This is a genomic window from Roseobacter insulae (assembly GCF_019375555.1).
GTDB lineage: Bacteria > Pseudomonadota > Alphaproteobacteria > Rhodobacterales > Rhodobacteraceae > Roseobacter > Roseobacter insulae.
The window spans coordinates 289,525-310,633 of the sequence record NZ_JAHXDN010000005.1 but is presented as its reverse complement, the minus strand read 5'-3'; the positions used below and the strand labels follow the sequence as shown (position 1 = coordinate 310,633).

The following is a 21,109-nucleotide window of genomic DNA, read 5'->3' as shown; positions in this document are numbered from 1 at the left end:
ATGCACCGGCTGCCGTTCGCAAGTTCTCTTCTGCATATCGTCTGGAAGTCGCTCAGATGTATCTGGCTTTTTGATCGGCGTGTTGATTGCCGTGGCCCTGTTGGGAGTGCGCACGCGCCGCTGTCTCATTACTTACCAGATCATCGAAGCCCATTTGGGTTCTCAGACTTTGGGTGCGTCTAGTTCCTTTCCATGCAGTTGAGGTTTACGAACATCGGTGGCGGCCTCGATCCGATCAGATCGCAGCCGCTATCTCTTTTCCTTTCCAATCAAAGTCCTTGCCGGAGTTCAGGACGTTCCATGCAATCCGGGCCAATTTGTTGGCCAGTGCGACTCCAAACTTGTTGTGTTGCATGCATGTCGCTGCCGCTTCCAACCATTCGCCAAAGCTGAACTTGTGCCAGTTCTTCGGCCTCATCATGATAATCTGTGCGGCCTGGACAAAGAGCATGCGAAGATACCGACTGCCAGGTTTTGTGATGTTTCCCAATATCGTGCGCCCACCCGTGCTGCTTTGTCGGGGCACCAGCCCGAGCCAAGCTGCAAAGTCGCGCCCACGATCATAGGCTTCGCCCTTGCCGATAGCGGCGACTATGGCAGTTGAGATCAATGGGCCGATGCCTGGAATGGTCATGAGGCGCTGGCAACCCGGCTCAGTTTCGCTGATCTCTTTGATCTCTGACGTGGTCATCTCGATCCGTTTTTCCAGCCAAATCCACTCCTGTTGAAGTCCCAGGATCAATCTCCGCATACGCAGGGACATCTCGCCACTACGATTGTCCAGACTGGCCTCAAGAGAATTGCGCAGCGCGGCGACACTGCGTCTGACAGTGATGCCGTGTTCGGTCAGAAAGGCACGGATCTGGTTCATGACTGCCGTTCGACGCGACACAAGCCGTGATCGAACACGGTGCGACGCCTGCAGATCGAGTCGCTCCTGCGTCTTCTCAGAAACCGTCTTAAGGTTGGGACGCAGAGCAGCCTCCGCAATGGCTTCGGCATCATTGTAGTCGTTCAGCGGGAAAACGATTCACTGGATCGTTTTCTTATCCGCTTCACTTTGCCCTTTGTTGAAAGGCTTTACATACATCGCAGGAATGATCCGGGGCTCAACTGCCAACCCACGCAACGTCCGGCTCACAAAATGGCTGCTCAAGCAGGCTTTCATATCGACAATTCAACGCGGCAACTGTTCAAATGACGCCACCAGCGCCAGCCGTTTGAACTTCTTGCGCCGTACAAGCTGGCCATCAAGATCAAAGCCAACCAAGTGAAAGACATCTTTGCCAATGTCGATGCTGACCGACATCAGTTCATCAAAATCGTTCTTTGCCATGCTACGTCTCCATGTTGCAGAAATTGGCCAAGCCTAGCCTGCTGGGTGAAGCAGCCGGTACGTCCCATTACTGACTGATGCTGCAAGTCGCACAAATGGCAGCTTTCGGAGTGCGCAACCGTTCGCTATACCGCACTCGGCCGTGACCCAGCCGCCTGAAATCAGGCCACTGGGGTGTTAGTAATTCGTCCAAGCAAAGGATGGACTATGAAACGCAGATTTTCAGATGAACAGATCATTGGGATGATCAAGGAATACGAAGCTGGCGTGAAGGCGCAGGAGCTGTGCCGGAAGTACGTGATCTTTTGACCGGCAGGTTATTGCGGAGCAATGACCGAGAGGGGGCGATGCCACGTTCTATAAATACAAAGCCAAGTTTGGCGCCATGAATGTATCGGACGCTGAGAAGCTGCGCGCGCTTGAAGACGAGAACAACCGGCTGAAGCGGATGCTGGCGGATGCCACGTTGGACAACGCTGCGCTGAAGGATCTGGTAACAAAAAACTATTACCGCCCGATGTCAAAAGACGGGCCGTGTCGGACGTGATGGATCGGCACGGCTTGAGTGAGCGTCGGGCGTGTGACCTGGCAGGCCTGCACAGGTCTGTCTTCCAGTATGAGAAACAGGATGGCGGTGACGAAGCGCTGCGGAAACGGCTGCGTGAGCTGGCCAATGAGCGTCGTCGGTTTGGGTATCGCCGTTTGGGCATTCTACTGGCCAGAGTGGGCATTGAGTGAACTCTCACCCGGCAGTCGCTGCTTGCAGCGATGAGAGGGCACAAGAAACTGTTTCGGCTCTACCGCGAGGAAGGCCTGGCCGTGCGGCGCAGGCGTTCTCGCAAGCGCGCATTTGGCACATGCAGGCCTATTCCGGTGCCGGATCGGGCCAACCAGCGCTGGTCACTGGACTTCGTGTCTGACGCCTTTGCCGATGGCCAACGGTTCCGGGTGCTGTGCATCGTGGATGATTGTACCCGCGAAGCTTCGGCCACCGTCGCGGATCGTTCACTGTCTGGTGCGCGGATGACCCGCGAGCTGGATGATCTGATCTGCAGGCGGGGACAGCCCGATATGATTGTCAGCGACAATGGGGCGGAATTGACATCACAAGCTGTCCTCAGATGGTGTCAAGATACTGGTATTGGCTGGCACTACATCGCTCCCGGAAAGCCCATGCAGAATGCCTTTGTGGAGTCGTTCAATGGTCGTCTTCGCGACGAGTGCCTCAAAGAACACATCTTCGGCAATCTCGCTGAAGCCCGGAAGATCATCGAAAACTGGAGGACCGACTACAACACAGAACGACCACACACATCGCTTGGCGGGCCGGCCCCAGCCGTCTTCGCTACCCTCAACCGTGCCACCCGGCCTGCCTCGCTTGAGCTCCGCAAAGGCTCCCCTCTGCAGGCCTTGACCACAAACCCATCAACAGAAAGAAACAAGAACGGATTCCGCCTCTGAACGGCCCGGATCAGGGGGCTGGGTCAGGTGCCACAGACAAACTCCGACAGTTCGCAGTTCCTTGCTGTCGTAGTTCCGTAATTTCCGTCAATCAGCAAGCCCTTAATGAGACGATGCACATCCGACGTCTGCTGGCGACGCGGCAGTAACCTTAGGGCGGCCTCACCTGCTAACGACCACAGGCTGGGCGCACATTGGGCAAGGTCCAAGCGCTTTCCAAAGGTTCTTTCGGGAAACGGGATCAGCTATGGCGAGCGCGCATCCGATTATCTCGCCAGTCTCGGTTTGGCTAGGCCCTTTGCCGCAAAACTTCTTGGGTGCCGATGTCACAGCCTGACGCATGCAGCGGCCCATCAGTATGTTTCGCAACCCGCGCTATCAGTCGCGATCACGCGGGTGGAGCAGCTTTTGGGGCATGCTGTTTTTGTGCGCCGCATAGGGGCGGCGATCGATGTCACACCATGCGGGCATGGCGTAATTGCGCAGGCGCGGAACCTGCTTTTGCAGGCCAGGAAAATCGAGGCGGGGCCAGATATCGACGCGCCCTTCGTGATAGAGTGTTTTGAGGATTATGCCCCGTGGTGCCTGGCGCCCGCCCTGAACCGGCTGGCGGTCAGGAAACCTGTCCAGTTGGAAGACGTTGTCGAGAATCCGCTGATCCTGTTCTACGAAGGGCTGTCAGCCGTTTTCATCCAAAAGCTGTTTCAGGAAATGCGCCTGTCGCCGCACGTGAGGCAGGCTGTGACGTCGCTGGAGATGATGCGTTCGCTTGCCGCGCAAGGGGCCGGGGTCGGGATCTGCTATTCGTGGCCCTCGCAACGCCAGCTACGAGGGCAAACCACTGGCCAGCGTTCCGATTGCAACGCCGCAGACGCAAGCCGATGTCATGCATTTGTGGGCCAGTTTTCGCGACCCTGATCCATGGATTTCAGAGGTGCTGCGGCATCTGTCGAAGATGTGACCATCTGATGTGAGCAAATATCGCAAGATCCCACGCCGGTCCGATGGCGCGCTGGTCTGTTCCATCGTTCAGGCGGGCCGAAACATCGAGCCTTGAAAGTGATATCGGATTCACGAAAGGCTGTGCGCCGGACCTAGCCGCCGTCAGTTAAGGCGCCGTTGTTCCAATCCCCGCTGGCTTCTTCACCCGTGGCATAGCGCATCGTGCCATTGCCCTGACGCTTGCCCGCCTTGAACGTGCCCTCGTAGACGTCGCCGTTGGCATAGGTCGCAACACCTTCGCCCTCGATCTCACCTTCGACCCATGATCCTTCGTAGACAAACCCGTTCGGCATCGTGATTTTGCCCGTCCCGTGGCGCTGGCCCGCTTCGAAGCTGCCGGTATAGACTGTGCCATCGGGGTAGGTGGCGGTGCCCTGACCCTGACGCTGCCCGTCAACCCAGTTACCGTCGTATTTGTACCCATCCGCGTAGGTCATGACGCCCTGACCGTGGTTGCGGGCATTCTTGAAGCCGCCTTCGTAGACCACACCGTTGGTGTAGGTCGCCTTTCCCTGTCCATCGATCACGCCGGTCTTCCACTCGCCGTTGTAGGTGGAGCCATCAGGGTAGGTGATCAGGCCAATGCCATCCGCCAGCCCGTCGGAAAAATCACCGACATAGACCGATCCATCGGGGTAGGTCACGCGGCCCTTGCCTTCGATCTCTCCGGCCACCCAGGAGCCGGTGTAGGTGTAGCCGTCCTGCGCGGTAAAGGTGCCCTGGCCGTCGCGCAGATCATTTGCAAAAGCGCCCTCGTAGGTATCGCCATTGGCGTAAATCACCTTTCCCAGACCTTCCCGGCGGCCACTGGCCAACTGGCCCTCGTAGACGTCGCCGTTGGCCTGCGTCAGCTTTCCGGTGCCATCGATCTGCCCATCGCGCCACAGCCCGACGTAAACCAACCCGTCGGGCATGGTCAGGGTACCTTTCCCGGCGCGTTTGCCAGCGCGAATTTCGCCCTCATACACAGCGCCGTCCGGATAGGTGATCGTGCCGGTGCCTTCCTTGGCACCGTCAACCCAATCGCCTTTGTATTCATAGCCGCCGGGGCTTTGCATCGTGCCCTTGCCGTGATGTTTGGCGTTGCGGAATTCTCCCTCGTAGCGCACGCCGTTGGCATAAAGCGCAATGCCGGTGCCCATGATCGCGCCGCCCTGCCATTCGCCCTCGTAGGTGCCGCCGTCTGCAAAAATGATCTTGCCGAACCCATCGGGCTTGCCCTTGGCGAACAGCCCTTCATAGACTGATCCGTTTGGAAAGCGGGCAATGCCCTCGCCCTTGATCTCTCCATCGATCCACTGGCCGGTGTATTCGTACCCGTTCGGGAGCTTGTAGGTGCCAGTGCCGTGCTGCACGCCACCTCGGAAGGTGCCTTCATACACACCGCCGTCGTCATATTGTTTGGTCAGCACCTGCCCGTCCTGCGCAAACAGCGGTGCTGGCACTAACGCGAGGCAAAAGATCAATCGACGAACAAACATAACAAACCTTGCACCTGTTTTTCAGACGTGAAGCCCGGCCGAACCCCCGAACGACCTAGACCAGAACTTATGCAAAGGCCGCGCAGGGAGCAATGTTCTTTTGTGCTTTGGGGTGTGATGGGCTTTTCACGCGGGCGCAATCTGCTAAATGACGACAAAATGAGCAAAAAGGCCGGCGCGCATGGCGGATCGTTTTCGTATCACTTTGGGGCAATTGAACCCGACGGTTGGTGACCTCAAAGGCAACGCCGCTCTCGCGCGCAACGCGTGGGAAGTGGGGCGCGATGCGGGTGCCGATCTTGTGGCCCTGCCGGAGATGTTCGTTACCGGGTACAATGCACAGGATCTGGTGATGCGCCGTGCGTTTCAGCTCGATGTTGCGGCGCATATTGAACAACTTGCGCGTGACTGCGCCGAGGGACCGGCGCTTGCGATCGGCGCGCCTTGGGTCGAGGGTACCAAGCTTTACAACGCCTACCTGATCCTGAAGGGTGGGCGAATTGCCAGTCAGGTGCTCAAGCACCACCTGCCGAATGAAACGGTGTTCGACGAGGTGCGCATCTTCGATGCCGGGCCCATGGGCGGGCCTTACTCGATAGGAAATTCCCGCGTTGGCAGCCCGATCTGCGAGGACGCATGGCATGAGGATGTGACGGAAACGCTCGCCGAGACCGGTGCGGAATTCCTGCTCGTACCAAATGGATCGCCTTACTACCGTGACAAATTCGAGACGCGCCTCAACCACATGGTCGCCCGCGTGGTGGAAACGGAGCTGCCGCTTATTTATCTCAATATGGTGGGCGGGCAGGACGATCAGGTTTTTGACGGCGCGTCCTTTGCCCTGAACCCCGGGAGCCACCTTGCCATGCAACTGCCGGTGCTGGCGGAAACAATCGCCCATGTCGATCTGGAGCGGAGCCCGGATGGCTGGCGGATCGTCGAGGGTGAGAAGGCTGCGCACCCGGACGCATGGGAGCAGGACTACCGTGTCATGGTCCAGTCGGTGCGCGATTACATGCGCAAGACCGGGTTCAGCAAGGCGTTGCTGGGCCTGTCGGGCGGAGTCGATTCCGCCATTGTGGCGACCATCGCCGTGGATGCGCTGGGGGCGGAGAATGTGCGCTGTGTCATGCTGCCATCGGAATACACCTCCACCACGTCGCTCGAAGATGCCGAGGCTGTCGCCAGGGCGCTCGGCTGCCGCTATGACTATGTGTCGATTGCCGAGGGGCGGGCGGCGATTACCAAAACACTGGCCCCGGTATTCGAAGGCTTCGCGCCCGGTCTTGCCGAAGAGAACATCCAATCGCGGTTGCGGGGTCTGCTGCTGATGGCGATGTCCAACAAGTTTGGCGAGATGCTGCTGACCACGGGCAACAAATCAGAAGTCGCCGTGGGCTATGCCACGATCTACGGCGACATGGCAGGTGGATATAACCCGATCAAGGATCTCTATAAAACCCGGGTGTTCGAAACCTGCCGCTGGCGCAATGCCAACCATCGCGACTGGATGAAGGGGCCGGGCGGCGAGGTTATCCCCGTCCGGGTGATCGAAAAGCCCCCGTCCGCCGAGCTTCGCCAAGATCAGAAGGACAGCGACAGCTTGCCCGATTACCCCGATCTTGACGCTATGCTGGAAATCCTCGTGGATCGCGCCGGGTCAATCGAAGACTGCGTTGCCGCCGGGTTTGACCGCGACGTCGCCAAGAAGGTCGAACATCTGATCTACATCTCGGAGTATAAACGGTTTCAATCGGCACCGGGTGTCCGCCTGACAAAAGGCGCGTTCTGGCTGGACCGGCGCTATCCCATCGTGAACCGCTGGCGCGACCCTTCGTAAGCGGATGCCGGCCAAGGGCTGGTTCCCCGACGTGGCGCCCGCGCAGTTTACGATGTTGTGACTTGAGTGCGCGCAGGCCACGCGCCACAGTCCGCCCGGACACTGAGAGGACAGCTTATGCGTTTTTTGCCGATTGTGGCCCTGCTTCTTGGCGCTTCGCCTGCCCTTGCCTGCGGTCCGGATACGGACTGCGTGCTGGGGGACCGGCACTACCGTATCGCGATGCCCGCGGGTCATGATGGAGCCACCGCGGTGCCGGCCATTGTCTTTTCGCATGGCTACCGGGGATCGGCGCAGGGGGTGATGCGAAACGGGTCATTGCGGCGTATGGTGTCTGATCTGGGTGCTGCGTTGATTGCGGTGAAGTCGAAGGACGACGACTGGGTGATCCCGAATGCGCCGCGCCATATGGACAGCGACGGCGCGGAAGAGTTTCGCTATTTCGACGCGGTGCTGGACGATGCATCCCGCCGCTTTGCAATAGATGAGAGCCGCATCATGGCCACCGGGTTCAGCGCGGGCGGCATGATGGTCTGGAATCTCGCCTGTTCCCGAAGCGACCGATTTGCCGCCTTTGCGCCGATCTCTGGGACCTTCTGGCTCAGACCTCCGGCGTCCTGTGCCGGACCAGTCGCCAATCTGATCCATATTCACGGTGACAGCGACAGCACCGTACCGCTCAGCGGTCGCAGGATCCTGGAGACAAAGCAGGGCGAGGTGCGGGAAGCCCTTGATATGTATGTCCGATATGGTGGGTTTGGCCCGCCGCGGCCTGCCCGACACAGTGGGCTGCGATGTGAAGAAAGGCGCAACAAAACAGGCGATATTCTGGACTTCTGCCTGTTCGAAGGCGGCCATTCCTTCCGCACCGAATACGTGCGGTTCGCATTTGAGAAGTTCCGGCAGGCGGGGCGGCTTTAGCATCGCGCAGGGGTGCCGCCCCGCATGCGGTCAGAGCATCAGCTGATAGCTGTGCGGCACGTAGGCAAAGCCGCCATCGCGCTTGTCGACATAGCCAATTCCGGGCCACGGCATGTGATAGCCGACAAAGGCGGTCTTATCGGTCGCCATCATATCCAGCATGCGGCGACGCGTGGCCGCGGCGGCGGCCTTGTCCATGTCGAATTTCACCTCCCAGTCCGGATGCGCCAGCGACCAGACATAATGGTTGGCGAAATCCGCCCCCAAAATCAGCTGCGTGCCATCTGATTCAACCATGTAGGTCATATGTCCGGGCGTGTGTCCGAAAGCAGCCATGGCCGTCAGACCGGAGGCGACGTCGCCTCCATCCTCCAGAAAGGTGAACTGGTCGGCGAAAGGCGCGATCTTGGCTTTGAAATTGTCGTTGTCCGCTTTCGCCCAGGCATCGAATTCCGCGCGACCCGTCACAAGGCGGGCATTCGCGTAGGTGGCCGATCCGTCCTCAGTCGTCATGCCGCCGATATGGTCGCCGTGCATGTGCGTGATGACAACGGCATCGACCTGATCCGCGGCATAACCGGCCGCCTCAAGCGCCGAGGTCGTGCCCGCGGCGGACAGGCCGGTGTCAAAAAGCACCAGTTCAGACCCGGTGTTGACCACCGTCGGCGTGAAAAAGAACTGGGAGACATCCGTCGGCAAATTGGCTTGCGCAGACACCGCCGCGAATTCGTCGGCGTCCACGTTGAGACCGAAAATGTTGTGCGGTCCTTCGACCGCGCGGGTTCCGGCCAGCAAAGTGGTGACTTCGAAGGCACCGACTTTCACACGGTTGAACGGGCTCATCGCGACGCCTTGCATCGCGGCACCGGCACGGCCCACGGTCGCGGTGGCGGCGGCAAGGGGAAGTGCTGCGGCACCGGTCAGGGCGGCACGCCGGGACAGGGTGATCTGATGTGACATGATCATTTTCCTTTTGTGTTGGACACGCGCAAAGGTAGTGTGTTGCAGGCTGACGCCAACGTAAATCGACCGGGAAGTGATCATTTTTCTGCGAGGAGAGGGGCCAATGGACACCACCGAGGAGGTCACCGCGTTCCTGGATTCCGTCGCACCGGAACGCCGGCACCGCGAAGCGGCGCAGTTGGACAGGATGTTCCGGCAAGTGACGGGGTGGCGCCCCAGATTGTGGCGCAGCGGCATTCTGGGCTACGGCAGCTATGACTATACCTACGCGTCAGGCCGCAGCGGCACGCATCTGGCCACCGGCTTTTCTCCGCGCAAGGCGAAGCTGTCGGTTTACATCATGCCGGGCTACACCGATTTCGGGCACATCCTTGCAGATCTCGGCAAGCACTCAATCGGCAAGTCCTGTCTCTATATCAACAAGCTGGAAGATGTTGACATGGATGTGTTGGGCAGGCTTGTCCGTGCCGGTCTGGACGATCTTGCGACGCGTTGGCCGGTCCATCCGACATGATGGCGTTGCTGGACAATTCGTCGCCCCTGTGACACGACGCGCCTCAACAGGAGATACCAGATGACCACCACCCGTTTTGCCCCGTCGCCGACAGGCTACATCCACATCGGCAACCTGCGCACGGCGCTGATGAATTACCTGATCGCGCGCAAGGCGGGTGGCACATTCATCCTGCGCATCGATGACACGGACCCCGAAAGGTCCAAGGAAGAATACGTCGATGGTATCAAGCGCGACCTGGAGTGGCTGGGCCTGCATTGGGACCGGGTGGAGCGCCAATCCGAGCGGCTGGATCGCTATCACGCGGCGGCGGATGATCTGCGCGAAAAGGCGCGGTTTTACGAAGCCTTCGAGACCCCGACGGAGCTGGACCTGAAGCGGAAAAAGCAGCTGAACATGGGCAAACCCCCGGTCTATGATCGCGCGTCGCTTGCCTTGACTGAGAGCGAGCAGGAGGCCCTGCGTGCGGAACGGGGCAACGGCGTCTGGCGTTTCAAGCTCGATCACGAAAGAATCGAATGGCACGACGGTATCCTTGGCGATATCTCGATCGATGCTGCCTCGGTTTCTGATCCGGTACTCATCCGTGGCGACGGGCAGGTGCTCTACACGCTGGCGTCCGTGGTCGATGACACAGAAATGGGCGTAACGAATGTGGTGCGCGGATCGGACCATGTGACCAACACGGCAACGCAGATTCAGATCATCGAAGCCCTGGGCGGCACCGTGCCGACCTTCGCGCATCACTCACTTCTGACCGGACCGCAGGGCGAGGCGCTTTCAAAACGCCTTGGCACGCTGGCCCTGCGCGATTTGCGCGCTCAAGGCATTCAGCCGATGGCACTGCTGAGCCTCATGGCGCGCCTTGGGTCCAGTGATCCGGTAGAGCTGCGCACCGATATGGCTGAGCTGATCGAGGGCTTCGACATCGGCCGGTTCGGGTCGGCGCCAACGAAATTCGATGTCGATGACCTGTTCCCGCTCACTGCCCGTTACCTGGCGAGTTTGCCGTTCGACGCGGTGCAGGACACGCTGACGGATGCTGGCGTGCCCGCCGACAAGCAGGCCCAATTCTGGGAGGTCACGCGCGAGAATATCACCACGCTTAAGGACATCGCGCCATGGTGGACGATCATGCGCGACGGGGCCGATCCGCAGATCGATGCAGAGGATGCCGCTTTCGTGGCAGAGGCGATGAAACTGCTGCCCGAAGCGCCGTTTGATGACCAGACCTGGGGCAGCTGGACGGCGGCAGTCAAGGAAGCCACCGGTCGCAAGGGGCGTGGCCTTTTCATGCCCCTGCGCAAAGCACTGACAGGCCAGCCGCATGGACCCGACATGTCTTCGCTGATGCCGCTGCTGCAAGTGGTCAAGGCGCGCGGATGAGCGGGCGGCCCGCGCGACAGGTGGCGGGCGGTGGCTGAGACGCAGGCCAAGTTCCTGACGGGCAATCTCTTTCGCCACATCACGGTGATGGCGATGACCTCCTCCATCGGCTTGATGGCGATTTTCGCGGTTGATTTCATCGACATGATTTTCATCGCGATGCTGGGCAAGGCGGAACTGGCCGCCGCCGTCGGATATGCCGCTGCGATCCTGTTTTTCAACACGTCTTTTGGCATCGGCATGGCGATCGCGGCCGGCGCGCTGGTCGCCCGCGCCCTTGGCGCTGCAAACCCGGAACTGGCCGAAGAGCGCAAGACCCATGCGCTGATCTATGGCGCGCTTTTCGGCCTGGTTTTCGCTGCGTCGGTCTGGCTGAACCTTCCCGCGCTCGTGGCGCTGATCGGGGCGGAGGGCGAAACCGCGGCACTGGCGCTTTCCTACCTGCGGATCACCGTGCCCGGGCTGCCGTTCCTGATGGTTGGAATGATGGGTGGCGCGATCCTGCGCGCGCACGGTGACGCCCGCCGGGCGATGATGGCGACGATCTGGGGCGGTTTGGTGAACGCGGTGCTGGATCCTGTGCTGATTTTCGGACTGGGGCTGGAACTGATCGGTGCCGCCCTCGCATCGGTGGCGGCCCATATGGTGATTGCGACCATGGCGCTTGTTCCGATCATCCAACACTACGGCGGTGTCGGGCGACCGAAACCCGCAGGCATGGCGCGCGATCTTGTGCCCATCCTGGCCATTGCCTTTCCCGCCATTCTGACGCAGCTCGCCACGCCCGTGGGTCAGGCCATCGTCACGCGCACAATGGCCCAGTTTGGCGAGGCCGCCGTGGCTGGGATGGCCATCGTCGGGCGGCTCACGCCCTTGTCCTTTGGCGTGATTTTCGCCCTGTCAGGCGCAGTAGGACCGATACTGGGGCAGAATTTCGGTGCCAAGGATCACGAGCGGGTGCGGCGAGGCTTCGACAACGCGGTCGTGTTCACCGGCATCGTTATTGTCCTGGTTTCGGCGATCCTCTTTGCGCTTCGAGCGGAAATCGCCGGTCTGTTCGACGCCACAGGCGTGACGCGCGACCTGGTGTTTCTGTTTTGCGGGCCGTTGTCGCTGCTGTTTTTCTTCAACGGTGTCCTGTTTGTCGGCAATGCGGCCTTCAACAACATGGGCCGCCCGTTCTTTTCCACCTTCCTCAACTGGGGGCGCAACACGGTGGGGATGGTGCCGTTGGTGCTGATCGGGGCCGGGGTGCTGGGCCCGGCGGGGGTCTTGATCGGTCAGGCCCTGGCCGGGGTGATATTTGGCGCGATTGCGTGGATCCTCGCGCGGCGGGTGATCGCGCAGGCGATGGCGCATCCCGAGCCAGTGGTGAGATCAGAATTCGGGCGGCAGGGGCGCCTCATGTCGCTGCTTTACCTGCGCCGATAAGCGGTCCAGATGTCCATCCACCAACGCGGTCTGATCTGACGTCAGTTGCTGGTGGCGCGGGTAGACCGGATCCGCCCGATCATCCAGGATCGGTGTTTCCCAGCCATCCGTGGTGTCGAAGAAGCCCTGGACACCAGCCTCGCCAAAAACTTCATGAAAGCCCTGCACCACGACATCGAGATAGCTGAGCAGGATCATGTGGCTGTCGCGCTCAAGCCGATTTTCCGGTGCGACGGAATAGACGGCTATATCAGGGCGCTGCGGGTGATCATGGTCCACGGCGTGACTGGCTGCCACCCGCGAATACCCGCTTTCGCGCGCATCCAGTGCGGCCCAGTCGGCGCCCGGCACGGCCGCAATCAACCCCTTTATGCTGTGACCGGGCGCCTGTACGCCGGTCAGCAGAACGACACCGAATCGCGGTGTCGCCACCCACGCCCTGCGCCAGCCGTTCAACGTCGCCGGGCGCGGGTCGGGATAGGCGTGGCTCTTGGTGTTTACGAGGCTGCCATAGCCAAAGAAATAGGGATCGCTCATCATCGCCTCATGCAGAACATGGCGCAGTCAATCATTATGCAGAATGGTGCACAAGAGACCTTGACCAATCCGCATACTAAGGAATACCGTCTGCTCACTTCCCGCCCGGGAGAACCGGCTGAAATGCCGGTGCCGAAGGAGCAACCGCCCCGGAAACTCTCAGGCCACCGGACCGTGCGGGAGGAAAGAACTCTGGAGAGAGATGCAAGATGCATCCGCCGAAGGGATAACGATCTCAGGCGAAAAGACAGAGGGGGCATCAGGGCGTGCATTTGCACGTGTCAGATGCCGGTGGTTAGTCACACGATGACCGGCGCAGGGGAGAGGCCGGATGAGTGATTTGCTGAAAACACCGCTTTTTGCATTGCATGAGGAACTGGGCGCGAAAATGGTGCCCTTTGCGGGTTATGCCATGCCGGTTCAATACCCGATGGGGGTGCTGAAGGAACATTTGCACACGCGATCCCACGCGGGATTGTTTGACGTCAGCCACATGGGGCAGGTGATCCTGTCCGGCCCGTCATGGGACGCCGTGGCCCTCGGTTTTGAGAGCCTTGTGCCGATGGATGTGCTGGGGTTGCAGGATGGACGGCAACGGTACGGGTTGTTCACCAACGATGCCGGTGGGATCGAGGACGACCTGATGTTCGCCCGCCGCGGCGACGCGCTCTTTGTTGTTGTGAATGCGGCCTGTAAAAAGACAGACATCGCCCGGATGCAGGCCAAGCTGCCCAAGGAGCTGACTGTAACGGAAATCACCGATCGGGCGCTGATCGCCGTGCAGGGTCCGGCTGCCGAGAACGCGCTTGCCGCACTGGATGTGCGAGCCGCGGAAATGCGCTTCATGGACGTGGCCGACCTCGTCCTTGATGGTCACCCAGTTTGGGCGTCCCGCTCCGGCTATACCGGCGAGGACGGCTACGAGATTTCGGTGCCGGCAGATGAGGCAGAGGCCTTGGCGCGGATATTGCTGGCGCAGGACGGTGTCGCCCCCATCGGGCTGGGCGCACGGGATTCGCTGCGGTTGGAGGCGGGCCTTTGCCTCTATGGAAATGATATCGATGCCACGACCAACCCGGTGGCCGCCGGTCTCAACTGGGCGATCCAGAAAGTGCGGCGCAGCGGCGGAGAACGTGAAGGCGGGTTCCCCGGCGCTGCGGCCGTTCTGGAAGCGCTCTCGGAAGGGCCGGGCCAGCGGCGCGTCGGACTGAAACCGGAGGGCCGCGCGCCCATGCGTGCAGGGGTGACCATTCACGATGCCGCTGAGGGAGGTGCCCTGATCGGCGCGGTAACCTCCGGCGGCTTCGGACCCACGGTAGGGGGGCCGGTTGCCATGGGTTACGTCGCCGCGCGCCATGCCGAGCAGGGCACGCAGCTTTACGGAGACCTGCGTGGCAAGCGGATGCCGGTCGAGGTGGTAAGGCTGCCGTTCGTGCCCGCAAAATTCAAGAGATAACCAACAGGAGAAGACACAATGAAATTCACTGAAGAGCACGAGTGGTTGCGCGAAGAAGATGGCACGATGGTGGTGGGCATCACCACCCATGCCGCGGAGCAACTGGGGGACGTGGTATTTGTGGAACTGCCCGAAGAAGGCACAACCGTGAGCAAGGATGATGAGGTGGTTGTCATCGAATCCGTAAAAGCCGCAAGCGACATTCTGGCGCCTGTCGATGGCGAGATCGTCGAAGTGAACAGCGCGCTGACGGACAATCCCGGCATGGTGAACGATGACCCGCAGGGCGAGGCGTGGTTTTTCAAGATGACCGTCAGCGACACAAGCCAAATGGACGAATTCATGGATGAAGCCGGGTACCAGAAGTTTATCGCCTGACGCCCGGCGGCACCCGTCGGAGCCTCCGGCGGGGATATTTTTGAACCAGAGAAACCGGGTTCCGGGAGAGGAAGCAGACCATGGTGTACAAGCCGACAGAGTATTTGCCGTATGATTTCGCCAATCGGCGTCACATAGGCCCATCACCTTCGGAGATGGCTGAGATGCTCAAAGTCGTGGGAGCGGAAAGTCTGGAGGTGCTGATCGACGATACGCTGCCGCGTGCCATTCGCCAGAAGGAACCGCTTGATTTCGGGCGCGCGATGTCCGAGCGGGAAGTGCTGGAACACATGCGCAAGACCGGTGCCAAAAACAGGGTTCTGACTTCTTTGATCGGGCAGGGATACCACGGCACGGTCACGCCGCCGGCCATCCAGCGGAATATCCTGGAGAACCCTGCGTGGTATACCGCCTACACCCCCTACCAGCCCGAGATATCGCAAGGGCGGCTGGAGGCGCTGCTGAATTTTCAGACGATGGTCAGTGACCTGACCGGGCTTGAGATCGCAAATGCATCCTTGCTGGACGAAGCCACGGCCTGTGCAGAAGCGATGACGATGGCGCAGAGGGTGGCGAAATCCAAGGCGAAAGCCTTTTTTGTCGACCGTGATTGCCACCCGCAGAACATCGCGGTGATGAAAACGCGGGCCGCGCCTCTTGGGATCGAAATCATCGTTGGAAATCCTGCGAAAATGGAGGCGAGCGCCGTGTTTGGGGCGATTTTCCAGTACCCCGGTACCTATGGCCATGTGCATGATTTCACAGACCATATCACGGCTCTGCATGAGCACGGGGCGATCGGTGTTATCTCGGCGGATCCATTGGCGCTGACCTTGCTGAAAGAACCCGGCGCGATGGGCGCGGACATTGCGGTGGGGTCCACGCAACGCTTCGGCGTGCCTGAAGGCTACGGCGGCCCGCATGCGGCTTACATGTCCTGCAAGAATGCCTATAAACGCGCCATGCCCGGCCGGATTGTCGGCGTTTCCGTCGACAGTCACGGCAATCGTGCCTACCGGTTGAGCCTGCAAACCCGGGAGCAGCATATCCGGCGCGAAAAAGCGACCTCGAATGTTTGTACCGCGCAGGCGCTGCTGGCGGTCATGGCGTCCATGTATGCTGTGTTTCATGGGCCGGAAGGTCTCAAAGCGATCGCGCAACGTATTCACCGCAAGACGGTGCGGTTGGCCAAGGGGTTGGAAGCGGCAGGCTTCAAGGTGGATCCAAGGGCGTGTTTCGACACCATCACCGTCGATGTCGGGCCGCTGCAATCCGCGGTGCTGAAATCCGCAGTTGACGAGGGCATAAACCTGCGCCGGGTTGGAGAGGCCCGCGTGGGGATCACGCTGGACGAACGCTGCAAACCGGCAACGCTGGAGGCGGTTTGGCGGGCTTTCGGTATCGTCCGCGAGGATAAGGATTTCAAACCCGACTATCGCTTTCCGGAAGAGATGCTGCGCACGTCCGACTATCTGACGCACCCGATTTTTCACATGAACCGGGCGGAAACCGAGATGATGCGCTACATGCGGCGCCTTGCGGACCGTGACCTCGCGTTGGATCGTGCGATGATCCCGCTTGGGTCGTGCACGATGAAGCTGAATTCGGCCGCCGAGATGATGCCGGTGAGTTGGCGGGAGTTTTCCCTGATCCACCCTTACGCCCCTGCCGATCAGGCCTTGGGCTACCGGGATATGATCGACGATCTGAGCGCAAAGCTCTGCGACATTACCGGATATGATGCGATCTCGATGCAGCCAAATTCTGGCGCGCAGGGGGAATATGCCGGGCTTTTGACAATTGCCGGATATCATCGTGCGAACAATCAGGGGCATCGTAATATCTGCCTTATTCCGATGAGTGCGCACGGGACCAACCCGGCATCAGCTCAAATGGTCGGGTGGAAGGTCGTTGCGGTGAAGTCTGCAGTTAATGGCGACATTGATCTTGAGGATTTCAGGGGCAAGGCAGAGGCTGCGGGCGATCACCTCGCTGCCTGTATGATCACATACCCTTCTACCCATGGTGTTTTCGAGGAAACGGCGACCGAGGTGACAAAGATCACCCACACCCATGGCGGACAGGTCTATATCGATGGCGCCAATATGAACGCGATGGTCGGATTGAGCCGGCCGGGGGATCTGGGCGGAGATGTCAGTCACCTGAACCTGCACAAGACGTTCTGTATCCCGCACGGCGGTGGTGGACCGGGAATGGGCCCGATCGGGGTAAAAGCCCATCTTGCGCCCTATCTACCCGGTGCACCCAATGGCGGTGATGGCGCTGTCTCCGCCGCGCCATTCGGGTCGCCGTCGCTGCTGCCGATCAGTTGGGCCTACTGCCTGATGATGGGGGGAAATGGCCTGACCCAGGCAACGCGGGTGGCGATATTGAACGCCAACTACATTGCCAAAAGGCTCGAAGGTGCTTTTGATGTTCTGTACAAGGGTCCGACCGGGCGGGTTGCGCATGAGTGCATCATCGATGTGCGACCATTTGACGAGACAGCGAAAATTTCAGTTGAAGATATTGCCAAGCGGCTGATTGATTGCGGTTTTCATGCGCCGACAATGAGCTGGCCTGTGGCAGGGACACTAATGGTGGAACCGACCGAAAGCGAGACCAAGGCGGAACTGGACCGGTTTTGCGATGCGATGCTGGCCATTCGTGCGGAAATCGCCCAGATCGAAGCTGGTGATATCGACGCCGAAAACAATCCGCTCAAGAACGCGCCGCACACGGTTGAAGACTTGGTGAGCGACTGGCAACGGCCTTATAGTCGGGAACAGGGATGCTTTCCGCCCGGCGCTTTTCGGGTGGACAAGTATTGGCCTCCGGTAAATCGTGTCGACAATGTTTATGGTGACCGGCATTTGGTGTGCACCTGCCCGCCCATGGAAGACTATGCTGAGGCCGCGGAATAGGGGGCTCTGCCCCCGTCCCTTCGGGACTCCCCCGGGATACTTTTGAACCAGAGAGGCAACGATTTGTTAACCTGTCGCAGGCGAAGGTGGAAGCGCGGTACAGGCGGGGACGCCGATGACCGTAACCGGAGAAGCAAATCGCTTTTTCATGAAGGGCCGCCACGTGCGGCTCTTCCTTTCTCTGGTTTCCAAATATCCCCGCCGGAGGCGTAAAACTCTATTCTCGCGACCGAAGAATGCGTGCGGGCTGGGTGTTGATCGGTGTCCACGCGAACGCGAGGCCCGCCAGAAGCGTGGTTACGGTTCCCCCGACAACGATCAGTAAGGCGGAAGGCCAGACTACGGTATAATCGGTATCCATGATAAACGCGCTGACCGCCCAGCCTCCGGCAATTCCTGCCGCCAGCGCGACAATACCAGCACACAGCCCCAGAAGTGCTGAGCGCAGTGCGAAGCTGATCAGGATACTGCGGCGGGAGGCGCCAAGGGTTTTGAGTACCGCCGCTTCATATACGCGCGCGTCAGTTCCGGCAGCGGCGGCGCCGATCAGCACCAGGAAACCTGTGAGCAACGTTGCCGCTGCGCCATAGGATGTCGCTGCCGCAAGGCCGCTCAGGATACCCGCCACGCGATCAATCGCGTCGCGCACACGGACAGCGGTGATGTTTGGATATTTGTCTGCCAGATCGCGCAGGATGGCAGCTTCGGCGGATGCGTCTGCGTGGACGGTAGAGATGAAGGAGTGCGGGGCGCCTGCAAGTGCTGATGGGTTCATTGACAGGATGAAACCGATGCCGGCTGTGGAGAAGTCCACTTCGCGAAAATTAGCGATGGTCCCCGTGATATCCCGGCCCAGAACGTTGACCGTCAGGCTGTCACCGATCTTCAGGCCCATTTCTTCGGCCTCTTCTGCTGCAAAACTGATAAGAGGCGGGCCACTGTAGTCCTCACCCCACCAGTCGCCTGCGATCAGGCGGGTATCTTTTGGCATCGCGGCGGCGTAGGTGATGCCTCGGTCGCCCTGTAGCACCCAGTGATCGCCCGCGATGTCGCGCGCGGGTTGGTCGTTGATCCGGGTGATGATTCCGCGGAGCATCGGCGCGGACTGGACGCGTTTCACCGCAGGGTCGTTGTTCAGACGGGCCGTATAACCGTCGATCTGGTCCTTCTGGATGTCCACGAAGAAATACGACGGGGCAACGTCAGGCAGGTTGCCGGTAATGGCGTTCCGCAGGTTCCCGTCGATTTGCCCGACGGCGGCGAGAACGGAGAGCCCCAGCCCCAATGACAACACGACGGAAATGGCACCTTCACGCGGACCAGAGATTGCGGCCAAGGCCCATCTCAGCTTCGGGTGACCGCGCGCAAGGCCCATGCCACGCCGGGAAATGGCCTTGATGCAGACTGCCGCGCCACTCAGCAGAACCAAGGCACCGGTGATGCCGCCCGCCGTCCAGAGGGTGAGCCACCATGTGCCGGAAAACCATCCGGCCAGCGCCAACAGCAGGGTCAGGGTGGCCAAGGTGACGACCAGATAGCGCGGCGCGGGCAGGGTGCGCCCCTTGGTCAGCGCGTCCCGAAAAAGTGTGGCTGCCCGGATTTCCTCGGCCCTGGCGAGGGGCCAGAGGGTGAAGAGAAAGGCGGTGAGTATCCCGTATATCGCGGCCTCGAGGAGGGGGATGGGATAAAGTGCAAAGACCGCCGGTATGGGCAGCCGGGTTTCGATGATGGGTGCGAAAAGCAGGGGCAGGAGCCCAGCCAACGCGACGCCGAGACCGACCCCGAAGAGCGACAGGACGCCAATTTGCAGGAAGTAGGTTTGAAAGATCGTCGCGCGATCCGCCCCGAGGGTGCGCAGTGTCGCGATGACGCTGGTTTTACCTGTGAGATAGGCGCGCACGGCTGACGAGACGCCTACACCGCCTACCGCAAGGCCCGATAATCCGACAAGCACCAGGAATGCCCCGAGGCGATCCACGAATTCAGAGACGCCTGGCGCCCCGTTGCGCGCATCGGTCCAGCGCAGGCCGGCGTTTTCAAAGCGTACACGGGCGGCGGCCTCCAACCCGGCCAGATCGGCATTTGCGGGGAAAATCATGCGGTACTTGGTGGAGAACAACGTGCCCGGCGCCAGCAGTGCGGAGTTCTCAAGGCTCGGGGTGCGCACGAGGGTGCGCGGCCCAAGCGCGAAGCCGCCCGCGGCGCTGTCAGGTTCTTGCGCGAGAATGGCAGCCAAGCGAAATTCCTGGGTGCCAAGGCGAAAGATATCTCCCACTGAAAGACCAAGACGGTCCATCAGCACGCGTTCCATAACCGCACCCGGCACGCCGCCACGATCTGCCAGCGCCTGCGCAAGCGGGATATCGGGGATCAGTTCGACGCGCCCGACCAGCGGGTATGCGTCGTCAATCGCCTTGATCTGAGTCAGGCCGCGCTCGACCTGATCGCCGGAGCCAACCACCGCCATTGACCGGAAATCGACGATTTCGGAAACCGCCGTGGCGGTGCTTTCCATCCATGCCTTCTCTTGCTTGGTTGCGAAGCGATAGGTGAAATCCATTTCCGCGTCGCCACCCAGCAGTGCCGCCCCTTCACGCGCCAGCCCGGCTTCGATGCTTGATCGAACGGACCCAACGGCGGCGATGGCGGCGACTCCAAGTGCGAGGCAGGCAAGGAAGATGCGAAACCCGCGCAGGCCACCACGCAATTCGCGGCGTGCAAAGGTGGCCGCGAGCTTCAGGCTCATTCCGCGGCCCGCTGTTCGGGCGCAACGCGGCCATCGGCAAGCCGGACCACGCGGTCGCAGCGCGCGGCAAGTGATTGCGAATGGGTGACCAGCACCAGCGTGGCGCCGTGGCGATCGCGCAGACCGAAAAGCAGATCGATGATCGCGGCACCATTGGCCCCGTCCAGATTACCTGTCGGTTCATCGGCCAGCAGGATATCTGGGCGTGGGGCTGAGGCCCGCGCCAAGGCCACGCGCTGCTGCTCGCCACCTGACATCTGCGAGGGATAGTGATCCTTGCGGTGCGCCAACCCGACCTCTGCAAGCTCGGCCTCGGCCTTGCCAAAGGCATCGCGGTCCCCGGCCAGTTCCAGCGGGGTAGCGACGTTTTCAAGCGCGGTCATCGTGGGGATGAGGTGAAACGATTGAAAAACCACGCCCATATGCGCGCGCCTGAACCGGGCCAGCGCATCCTCGGACATATGGGTCAGGTCGTGGCCAAGCGCCATCACCGTGCCGCCGGTCGCGCGCTCCAACCCGCCCATGAGCATCAGCAAGGATGATTTGCCCGAGCCGGACGGGCCAACGAGACCGAGGCTCTCGCCCTTGTGAACCTCAAGCGAGATGCCGTGCAGGATATCCACACGTCCGGCATTGCCATCCAGTGACAAAGCCGCATCATTAAGAGAGAACACTGGGCTGGTCATGCGCGAAACACCTTTTGCGGTATACGTGGGCATATGGAGGCTGGATC

14 protein-coding genes, 2 pseudogenes and 1 riboswitch are annotated in these 21,109 nt (G+C 60.5%); of the genes and pseudogenes, 10 read left to right on the top strand and 6 right to left on the bottom strand.

The features are described from left to right. Positions 1-235: 235 nt before the first annotated feature. Positions 236-1,336 (bottom strand): annotated as a pseudogene (locus tag KX928_RS18640) (IS110 family RNA-guided transposase). 207 nt (positions 1,337-1,543) lie between these two features. Between KX928_RS18640 and KX928_RS18635 the strand changes: the two are divergent. Next, a pseudogene (locus KX928_RS18635) lies at positions 1,544-2,797 on the top strand (IS3 family transposase). 105 nt (positions 2,798-2,902) lie between these two features. Beyond that, the gene (locus KX928_RS18630) at positions 2,903-3,715 is read left to right on the top strand and encodes a LysR substrate-binding domain-containing protein (protein WP_219505723.1); all 813 of its coding nucleotides are present in this window, start codon (positions 2,903-2,905) and stop codon (positions 3,713-3,715) included. Positions 3,716-3,891: 176 nt separating this feature from the next. On the opposite strand, the gene KX928_RS18625 is transcribed toward KX928_RS18630, so the two are convergent. Beyond that, positions 3,892-5,280 (bottom strand): MORN repeat-containing protein, encoded by a 1,389-nt coding sequence (locus tag KX928_RS18625; RefSeq protein ID WP_219505722.1) that lies wholly within the window; start codon positions 5,278-5,280, stop codon positions 3,892-3,894. A 181-nt stretch (positions 5,281-5,461) separates the two neighbouring features. Between KX928_RS18625 and KX928_RS18620 the strand changes: the two genes are divergently transcribed. Together KX928_RS18620 and KX928_RS18615 are read left to right on the top strand one after the other, a co-directional pair. Further along, the gene (locus KX928_RS18620) at positions 5,462-7,120 is read left to right on the top strand and encodes an NAD+ synthase (RefSeq protein WP_219505720.1); all 1,659 of its coding nucleotides are present in this window, start codon (positions 5,462-5,464) and stop codon (positions 7,118-7,120) included. Between the two features lie 117 nt (positions 7,121-7,237). Continuing rightward, on the top strand, positions 7,238-8,041 hold the full coding sequence (locus tag KX928_RS18615) for a CE1 family esterase (protein WP_219505718.1): 804 nt from the start codon (positions 7,238-7,240) through the stop codon (positions 8,039-8,041). Between the two features lie 30 nt (positions 8,042-8,071). On the opposite strand, the gene KX928_RS18610 is transcribed toward KX928_RS18615, so the two are convergent. After that, entirely contained in the window at positions 8,072-9,001 is a 930-nt protein-coding gene (locus KX928_RS18610; protein WP_219505716.1) for an MBL fold metallo-hydrolase, read from the bottom strand. A 106-nt stretch (positions 9,002-9,107) separates the two neighbouring features. Between KX928_RS18610 and KX928_RS18605 the strand changes: the two genes are divergently transcribed. Genes KX928_RS18605 through KX928_RS18595 form a run of 3 tightly spaced genes read left to right on the top strand, consistent with a single transcriptional unit; the run spans position 9,108 to position 12,335 of the window. Then, positions 9,108-9,518, top strand: coding sequence for a DUF1801 domain-containing protein (locus tag KX928_RS18605; protein WP_219505713.1), 411 nt, complete (start codon positions 9,108-9,110; stop codon positions 9,516-9,518). A gap of 60 nt (positions 9,519-9,578) precedes the next feature. Then, positions 9,579-10,904, top strand: a complete 1,326-nt coding sequence (gene gltX / locus KX928_RS18600; protein WP_219505710.1) for a glutamate--tRNA ligase — start codon at positions 9,579-9,581, stop codon at positions 10,902-10,904. Between the two features lie 30 nt (positions 10,905-10,934). Then, positions 10,935-12,335: an MATE family efflux transporter gene (locus KX928_RS18595; protein ID WP_219505707.1), complete on the top strand. Its 1,401-nt coding sequence runs from the start codon at positions 10,935-10,937 to the stop codon at positions 12,333-12,335. Here the strand turns inward: KX928_RS18595 and KX928_RS18590 are convergent. After that, positions 12,282-12,872, bottom strand: a complete 591-nt coding sequence (locus KX928_RS18590) for a gamma-glutamylcyclotransferase family protein (protein ID WP_219505704.1) — start codon at positions 12,870-12,872, stop codon at positions 12,282-12,284. The two genes, KX928_RS18595 and KX928_RS18590, sit on opposite strands and share 54 nt — an antisense overlap. A gap of 96 nt (positions 12,873-12,968) precedes the next feature. Beyond that, positions 12,969-13,057: riboswitch (glycine riboswitch) on the top strand. Between the two features lie 146 nt (positions 13,058-13,203). On the opposite strand from KX928_RS18590, the gene gcvT reads away from it, so the two are divergent. The 3 genes from gcvT to gcvP all read left to right on the top strand — a co-directional run bounded on the left by gcvT (position 13,204) and on the right by gcvP (position 17,630). After that, the gene (gcvT, locus tag KX928_RS18585; protein ID WP_219505702.1) at positions 13,204-14,328 is read left to right on the top strand and encodes a glycine cleavage system aminomethyltransferase GcvT; all 1,125 of its coding nucleotides are present in this window, start codon (positions 13,204-13,206) and stop codon (positions 14,326-14,328) included. Positions 14,329-14,346: 18 nt separating this feature from the next. Continuing rightward, positions 14,347-14,706, top strand: a complete 360-nt coding sequence (gcvH, locus tag KX928_RS18580; RefSeq protein ID WP_219505700.1) for a glycine cleavage system protein GcvH — start codon at positions 14,347-14,349, stop codon at positions 14,704-14,706. Between the two features lie 80 nt (positions 14,707-14,786). Further along, complete coding sequence (gene gcvP, locus KX928_RS18575; protein ID WP_219505698.1) at positions 14,787-17,630, top strand: aminomethyl-transferring glycine dehydrogenase; 2,844 nt, start codon at positions 14,787-14,789, stop codon at positions 17,628-17,630. A 217-nt stretch (positions 17,631-17,847) separates the two neighbouring features. Here the strand turns inward: gcvP and KX928_RS18570 are convergent, their stop codons facing one another. After that, a complete protein-coding gene (locus KX928_RS18570; RefSeq protein ID WP_219505696.1) occupies positions 17,848-20,376 on the bottom strand; it encodes an ABC transporter permease in 2,529 nt (842 codons plus the stop codon). After that, positions 20,373-21,062 (bottom strand): ABC transporter ATP-binding protein, encoded by a 690-nt coding sequence (locus tag KX928_RS18565; RefSeq protein ID WP_219505688.1) that lies wholly within the window; start codon positions 21,060-21,062, stop codon positions 20,373-20,375. Before KX928_RS18565 ends, KX928_RS18570 begins: the two co-directional genes overlap by 4 nt. Between the last annotated feature and the right edge of the window lie 47 nt (positions 21,063-21,109).